Raw genomic sequence first — 7,400 nt, 5'->3', positions numbered from 1 at the left:
TGTACAATACATTCCCATGTATCATACTCAAATAATCTCTTAGAATAGTTTCCGAACCGTTCAAAAGGAAACGGTATAGGCAAACCATCAATCCTGCAAATATACCCACCATCACTCCCTGCACGGTTAGCCGGAAGATATATTTTGGGTTTTCCGTTACGGTTTTTAGGGTTTTTTCAAGAGATTTCATTAATAATTATTTTATTTTAAATCATATAAATTATTTTCAAAATCCTTCACGAAATATCTGATATTTTTCCTTCCCCGGGTGTGGATCTCATGACCCTCGGCTTCAAGCTTTGCCTTCTGATACTCGATTCCACCGGGATATTTTGGGTTGAGCTCCCCGTCGGTTTTAAGGGTTCTCCAGAATGGAATCCTGTCAAAGTCCCTTTCGCAGCTTGCCTGAGCGGCGAGGCTTATGAATATGCCTGCGGTCATCGGGCATGTGAAGTCAGCCTCGTGCTTTTGGGCTAGAAATTCCCTAATGTTCTTTGTGGTGGTGAGCTTGCCCAGCGGGATTTCAGCCATTAATTCACTGTACTCTATTGGAGGTGCAATGAGCATGTTTTCTCCACCATATCGTTCTATTGACTTGTCGTTATCGACTACAACTATTTTCGGCATGTCCTTAGAGTCTTGTAATTTTTCATTGAATGATTTGCGTGCCATAGTTCATCACCTAAAATTGATGTGTAAAGTATTTTTCTGCAATGCTTGACTTAAATAGATTTCGTTTAGCTGAACTGTTCGGTGAAAAGTCAGTGTTAATAATGAAAAAAACCTCATTATGAATCAGGCAGAACTAATCCAGACAGGATGGAAATCATGAGATGTTAAAGATAAAAATTGAACACCCCAATTATTCCCTCTTGGCCAAATTTAACAAGAATAATGTTGACAACCATGTTTTCCGAGATATAATCTCCAATATATGTTATAGTGAGAGAAAAAAAGAGTTTCCATAAATGCATGAAAAATCGATGCATTGATTGAAGATGATTGAACCTGTTGCCTGCCCGATGGGTTTCATCATCTTTTAAAAAAAAAAAAGAATGTAGATACAATAGTATCTACCTTTTAACCTTAACGCTTGTTTTGACAGTGTTTTTCAAGTAGGTTACCTGGTATTTAACCTTTTTGCCAACTTTAAGCTTTTTAAGCACATTCTTTTTAATTGTTACTTTAGCAACACCCTTCTTGTCGGTTTTTGCAGTGTACTTCTTGCCGTTGAACTTGAAAGTCACCTTCTTGGATTTGAGCGCCTTATTGGCCTGTTTCAAGGTGGCCTTGAGAATGAGCTTCTTGGCTGACTTTTTGACCTTGACCTTGGAGAGCTTCAGCACCTGCTTGACGACTAGGGAGTTTTCAACGGTCTGTCCGTAGTATGTTGCAGCTATAGTGTATTTTCCAGGAGTTATAGTGTCAGGTATCTTCAGGGTTGCCCAGCCGTTGGCATCGGTTTTGACATTGAAGGACTTCTTGCCTATCTTTATGGCCACTAGCTGGTTTTTGCCTGCGAAATTGCCCATATTGTCCTTGACGCGGACCTTATAGGCGTGTCCGTCATAGTAGTACATGTTGACGTTTGCGTTTCCGGCGAATCTTGAAACGATAGTGACTGTTATGGTCATGATTTCATTGTTTGCGGGATTTGTCAACTCAAGAACGTGTTTTCCGATAGTGTTTCCATCATATATTATGATATCCAATGATCCTTCGCCATGGGTTTTTAGGTTAACTGGCTCGCCATCGAATTTGACTCCGACACTTGCGTTCGCCAAAGGTTCCCCATCGATGTTTAGGAATTCTGTGGATATTGTCAATTCAGTGTTATAAGCGACAGTGACTGCTGTAACGCCGCCGGTGTTGATTGTTGACTTAACTGTAATGTAGTTCTTGAATGTTTGATTTCCATGATAGACGGTCACTTCATAATTTCCGACTTTTAAAACGCCCAAACTGACATTTCCCTTACCGTCCACAATATTTACTGTACGGTTGCTTCCTTCAAATCCTATTGCAACAGCATCAGTGGCATTTTCAACTGTGAATATTAATTCCTTGCCATCATAGTATTTAACGATGTTTTTGGTGATTAAGGAATTATGATAAGTGTATACCTTAATAGGTGCAACGGAATCTAAAAGATAATGCCTTTCACCATCTTGTATGACATAGGAATTGTTTTCAAGCAGCTGTTGCCTGGTCTGTGAGAGTATTGGTGTTGATGAGGACTTGATTCTAACTGAAAACACTGTATTGTTTTCAACCGCAATAAATTTATTCAACTTGATTGTAGAGTATCCTGCACGGTTTGCAATGCCTTCCTGAGTGTAGACAAGGTTTCCTGAAACATAGATTGAGATTGTAAAAATATTATAAATTTAAATATTTAGGACTTTGTCAATAATTTAGATTATTGATAGTTTTTCTTATTTTTCTTATTTTCATAGTGAAATAGTCTTTATTTTTGATTTTAAGCCAGTAAATGGTTGTTTTTCGTGTAGGTTTTTGATGGTCTTTTGAATGTGAAATCGTAATTTTTATTTAATTTGAATAGTAAAAATTAATTTGAACATCAGGTTTTTTGTAATTTTCTGTAGTTTTATGAAAAACTTGTTGTTTTAGATACGGCGTACAATCTATCTTTATGATGGATTATTGAGCTTTTTCTTACATTCTTCGCTCAATATGCTGTGTCTTTTAGATTAATTAATCTTGTAAGGTTGTAAATGGTGTTTCTTAGTTGGATTTCGTTGTTTACTGCATTTTCAGTAGTGCCGATTAATTTCAAAACTCCATTATCACCTTTCAAAAAACCGTTAATGCCTTCACTCCTTGAAAAACGAGCTTTATAATGAATTTTATATCTTTTATTCAAGAATTTTTCAGTCATTTCGTAAATAAGGTCTGAAATATGGATTACTAATCGTTGATGTTTGCAGTTTTCGATATTTGGACATCCTTTACAAGAATAGGTTTTAAAAATGTACTTTTTTGTCTTGCAAATGTCTGGAAAAGTATCTTCCTTGTGAGGTTTCCAACGTTTAACCTTTTTTACCTCTACTAATCTCATAAAACGACCAAAAGGACAGATATAACCATTTTTAACTCTTATGAAATCTTTTTTTGTTGACTTTTTTCTTTTTTCTTTATATCCATTTTCACGCCTTAAACTATTATTATGGTCTTCAGATAATTTTTTAGGCATTACTAATGCATTTATTTTATTAATAAATAAATGATAGAGGTTTTCTGTGGAGAAATAACCAGAATCTGCGATTAAAATATGTTCACGAATTCTTTTTCGTATTTCACTGTAATTTCTTCTTTCTCCAAATTCTCTTTGCATTTCGATAAAAAGGTCAATTGTTTCATAAATGTTTTTTAATACATCTTTTATTGTTTTCCAATCATTTGATTGAGTTAACAACATTCCAGTCAATATTATGTGGTTTTCTGTCATGATTTCTTGCAAATTGAAAGCGAAATCATAAATTCCCTTTTTTGTTTTCATCCAACAAGCCTCAGGAAATGAAACAGAAACACTTCCAATGTTCCTTTCATTTAAAATAGTAGAATATATGTCTAATTTGCTGAATATGTTGGTATTGTAGAGATTAATCCTTTTTAAGATTGAATTAATTGTTTTACACATTTCTTCATCATTTTTATAAAATTCCAATTTCTCTTCTAATCCTTCTATTGTGTGATTAATGGATTTTGGTGTATTATTATGCAATAAATTCCATTCGTTCATTAGTTTTAGTCTTTCTACTTCTTTTGGTGTGATTTTGTTATTTCGGGATGCTCTGACGATTGCGTCAGTTCCATCAACAAATAATTTAACAAAATCTAAGAAGTGCAAATCATTTAATAAGACCAATGTGGCGATGAAAACTTTTTTTATTACTTTTGCATCACTTTTATTTAAAAAATTAGCGAATGAATTGCGTGATGGCTTTAATCCACAAGTAACGATTAGAAGAAATTTGTTTTTCTTACATTCTTCTTCCATTTTAGTATAATTAGCAATATCTATGCTAAAACAGTATAATACTACTATTAAAAGTAGTGTTCGAGGATATGCAGGACGTCCACGTTTAGATTCAAATTCTGAATCCAATTGATGCATTAAATTTTGAACCATTTTGCTGAATGCAAAATTAGTGATTGTTAACAACATTTTAGGACAATCCTCTTCCTGTTTAAGTTTATTTAAAATACTGCAGTCCTTATACTCTTTCAATTCCATAACTGGCATGAAAAATCAAAGTATTATTCAGTTTAAAGAATTATTCAGAGGTTTTAATTCTCAATGAAAAATCAATAAAAAATCAATGGAAATCCAATGAAAATTAAATTAAACACATAAATTTTATCTAAAAAATTTAATAAATAATTCTTATATAATAATATATAATTTAAAGTATTTATAATTATTTATATTAAATTTTAAGTAATATTAAACTAAATAAAAGTAATTAAAATAATATACATAAGTTGTTTTAAATTTAAAGGATTTTAATAGAAAAAATTACTCTAAAGTTAAGAAGATTTATAAGATCTTTTCCAGAATAAAAAAATCAAAAAATGCCAAAATAAAAATTCTCGAAAATATTAAAAATAAGGGTTCTTAAATGAATAAAACAAAAATGGTTCTTAAATGAATAAAACAAAAATAAAAGGCAAATTAATAGTCAAATAGAAAAAATAAGTAAAATAATCAAATTAAGGATTTATTGACAAACCCCTTTAAAAAAAATAAAAAAAATAAATATTAATTAATAGTATTATAACATTTTAATCAATATAATTAAACAATTAAGTTTATAAAATCAAATTAAATTATATTATCAATAAAAGAATTTTCAAAAAAAGATTCACCCATGACTAATCGAAAGCTATAAACCCAAAAGCACAATTGTGAAAATGAACACGTCAGTGCACAGGTGGGTTATGTATGATATGAGAATGTTCTTGGTTTTGATGTAGCCTATGAACTCAAATATTGATCCCAATCCCTGTATGAACAGTGCGAATATGAGCATGTTGAAGTTGAATGCGTGGAGTGTTGCAAAGAATGCCATCACCAAAAGCATTGCAACTACAACTGACCTTTTTCGGTTATGGGAATATTTATAGCCCACCCTCAAGAAGAACATGAACGGGATGAACTTGATGAACTCTTCTGTCATCAATGTGAAAACCATTGGCAACATTGTCATTACGGTGACTGTGCTTTCCCCAACCAGGTCACCGCCGACTATCCCGAACTGCTCGAGAACCGTCATCAATGCCAGTAAATATATTATGTATCCGGCAAAAAGAAGCAGTGCGATTCCAACATCCTTCAGTCTTGGCTTTTGATAGATTGCCTTGATATCTCATTTGAGAAAGTACAATAATGGAATGAAAACAACCAGACATGATAGTATTGCAATTGGAATTTTTGGGCTTAATGCCAAAAGCAATTCAATTGGTATTGTTATGAATAGGACCACCCATCCCCATTTGGGAACATATGGGTTCTTGTCATATATCGGAAAATCCAGGTCATCGTTTTCAAAACGGAACCTGTCCCCATTCATCATATAATCCTTTAGTTTGAGCTTCTCCAGGTGTTTCCGCATTTGGCGCATCTTATGAAGTTGGTCGGCGCCTCGTCGGCTGATCGTGTCTGGACTGTCCACCAGTATCCCTTGGTTCCTCCGCACTTGTAGCATGTTATTCTTGTGGTCGGAAGGGCCACGTTATTGTTGTCAGTTACGATCACCTTCGCTTCAGGTTTTTTCTCGCCTTCCATGTGGTATTGCTCTTCAATGTCATCCTTGGAGAGGTCTTTCGTATATCCGCATGTGCATTTGACGACGCCTTTTTTCGGCATCAGCATTGCTCCGCATTCAGGACAGAATTCCATATTATGTTTCACCGTTAAAAAATTCGTAAGTAATAGTTTAGTGAAAGTGGTTTATAAAACAATCGATTGTGAAAAATAGTAAAAAAAAGTTTTGGATGTGGAAGGTTGCTATCCCTCCACCATTATCAGCTTGCCCGTCGCTGGGTCCTTGTACACCTTACCCATTTCAGTGTATCCCTGACCTGAACTGTTTGAGGTGTCAGGGGTTTCGTTCAATTGCTGGCCTTGGTCCACTTCTGTTGTTTTCTGCTGCATCTGTTCCTGTATGTTCTGGGTCGGGTCAATCATTGCCTGCATGTTCCAGCTTATTATAACGAAAACCAGAAAGCCCACTGCAATGACCAGCATCGCATCCACTAGGTTGGATGTACCTGCCATTGGGTCTTCTTCGACACGTTGGCGCCTGCGCCTGCTCTGTTTTCTAACCATATTATCACTAGTTATTCATTTTGTCAAGAACCGCATCAATCAATGCATCAAGGTCAGACAGGTACCTGTCGTACCATCCTGAACGGATCTTACCGATGAAGTAGCACAGTGCACCGGAACCGATACCTACAATGGTTGTGTTGAACGCAACGGTAAGGGATGATGCCAGGGTGTTGATGTCTCCTGCTCCCAATGCCGCAAGTCCAGGGCCCATCGGAATAAGTGTACCCATCAGTCCCAGTGTCGGTCCGATACGTGTGATGATGTCGGTTTTCTGCAGGCTGTTCATAGTCTTTTCCTCCTCAAACTCAAAGAGCTTGCGTGCAAGTGCCTCCCTTGAGGCGTCTCCGAGCTCAGAGGATGATGCGATTTCATTTAACACTTTCCTTTGTGCCTTTGGTATTTTGGCATTGTTGACAATATCTTTTAATGCCTCGACACTTTGGGCACGGTTTATCTCATAAATCAGGTCTCTGATGGTTCCCACTGGAACCTTGCGTCTTGAAGTGTACTCTGCAATGGCTCCACCCAATGTGATTATTGAGATTATGACAATGATTAACAGTATAACCAGCACTGGTATTGTCAAGCTCTGTGATATCACGTCAAGGGAACCTGTTAAAAATTCTCCGCCTGGAATATTTAAAGCCATATTTTGTCACCTTATCTTAAAATACTTCTGCCTCTTTTATTTAAAACAATACCTCCCGCAAGCAATATTGCGAATGCCAATATCACCATCAGGACGTCTTGAGGAGAACCCATTGTAATTGGACTAGTGGTTTTTGACAATGCTCCTGCAATGTTCGGTATGACTATTGCTGATAATAGGAAGTATGCACCTAAAAGCAGCATGAAATTCCCCAGCACAATCGGGTAAGGCCTGTTTATCACCCTCACGATTGTGTTTGATGCAAAGTAAGTCACAATCATCACTGCCACAAGTGCGGCTGCAGCATACCAGCTCAGGTTAAGTGAGCTGACTCCTATTGTCGGCGCAACGATAAGGACACTTGCAATGATTGAACCGAAACAGCATGGGCAGGGA

9 protein-coding genes and 1 pseudogene are annotated in these 7,400 nt (G+C 35.9%); all 10 read right to left on the bottom strand.

Annotation, left to right across the window (positions count from 1 at the left end; all coding sequences use genetic code 11):
• A pseudogene (locus QZU77_RS10425) lies at positions 1-190 on the bottom strand (ClC family H(+)/Cl(-) exchange transporter); the annotation flags it as partial.
• An 11-nt stretch (positions 191-201) separates the two neighbouring features.
• Positions 202-672, bottom strand: coding sequence for an MGMT family protein (locus QZU77_RS10420; protein WP_295603849.1), 471 nt, complete (start codon positions 670-672; stop codon positions 202-204).
• A gap of 401 nt (positions 673-1,073) precedes the next feature.
• The gene (locus QZU77_RS10415) at positions 1,074-2,291 is read right to left on the bottom strand and encodes a hypothetical protein (RefSeq protein WP_295603847.1); all 1,218 of its coding nucleotides are present in this window, start codon (positions 2,289-2,291) and stop codon (positions 1,074-1,076) included.
• A 398-nt stretch (positions 2,292-2,689) separates the two neighbouring features.
• Complete coding sequence (locus QZU77_RS10410) at positions 2,690-4,267, bottom strand: transposase (RefSeq protein WP_295603845.1); 1,578 nt, start codon at positions 4,265-4,267, stop codon at positions 2,690-2,692.
• 640 nt (positions 4,268-4,907) lie between these two features.
• Positions 4,908-5,297: a hypothetical protein gene (locus QZU77_RS10405; RefSeq protein ID WP_295603843.1), complete on the bottom strand. Its 390-nt coding sequence runs from the start codon at positions 5,295-5,297 to the stop codon at positions 4,908-4,910.
• Between the two features lie 93 nt (positions 5,298-5,390).
• A complete protein-coding gene (locus tag QZU77_RS10400; protein WP_295603840.1) occupies positions 5,391-5,636 on the bottom strand; it encodes a hypothetical protein in 246 nt (81 codons plus the stop codon).
• Positions 5,606-5,923: a transcription factor S gene (locus tag QZU77_RS10395; RefSeq protein WP_295603838.1), complete on the bottom strand. Its 318-nt coding sequence runs from the start codon at positions 5,921-5,923 to the stop codon at positions 5,606-5,608. The genes QZU77_RS10400 and QZU77_RS10395 overlap by 31 nt, the downstream gene beginning before the upstream one ends.
• A gap of 108 nt (positions 5,924-6,031) precedes the next feature.
• Positions 6,032-6,352 carry a DUF2149 domain-containing protein gene (locus QZU77_RS10390; RefSeq protein ID WP_295603836.1) on the bottom strand — a complete coding sequence of 107 codons (321 nt, stop codon included), beginning with the start codon at positions 6,350-6,352 and terminating at the stop codon, positions 6,032-6,034.
• Between the two features lie 7 nt (positions 6,353-6,359).
• Positions 6,360-7,004 carry a MotA/TolQ/ExbB proton channel family protein gene (locus QZU77_RS10385; RefSeq protein WP_295603834.1) on the bottom strand — a complete coding sequence of 215 codons (645 nt, stop codon included), beginning with the start codon at positions 7,002-7,004 and terminating at the stop codon, positions 6,360-6,362.
• A gap of 11 nt (positions 7,005-7,015) precedes the next feature.
• On the bottom strand, positions 7,016-7,400 hold a 385-nt coding region (locus QZU77_RS10380), incomplete at its 5' end, for a DUF2162 domain-containing protein (RefSeq protein WP_295603832.1).

This window comes from uncultured Methanobrevibacter sp., from assembly GCF_902774605.1.
In the GTDB taxonomy this organism is placed as follows: Archaea; Methanobacteriota; Methanobacteria; order Methanobacteriales; family Methanobacteriaceae; genus Methanocatella.
This window is presented reverse-complemented; position numbering and strand designations above follow the sequence as displayed.